The organism is Lacinutrix sp. MEBiC02404, assembly GCF_053601575.1.
Genome location: NZ_JBSHNV010000175.1, coordinates 1 through 215, shown reverse-complemented (window position 1 = coordinate 215; position 215 = coordinate 1). Strand labels below are relative to the sequence as shown.

At 40.9% G+C, this 215-nt stretch carries 1 protein-coding gene; it reads left to right on the top strand.

Annotated features, from left to right (window positions below; all coding sequences use genetic code 11):
- The coding region (locus tag ACVCXO_RS09185; protein WP_452229296.1) for a hypothetical protein at positions 1–215 on the top strand (215 nt) is incomplete at both ends.

Genomic DNA, 215 nt, shown 5'->3' with positions numbered 1-215 from the left:
TATCGTAGTAGATACGACTACTTTACCAGTAGGATCGACATTAACAGAAGGAACAGAACCAACGGAAGTAACGATACCAGTAAATGGAACAGTTGCAGCAGGAACAGATGGTTATACTACAGCTGGTTCAGTAACCGGAACCGTATATAACGATGAAGATGGTGATGGAACACAAAATGGAACAGAAACCGGATTTACTTCTCCAGTAACTGTAT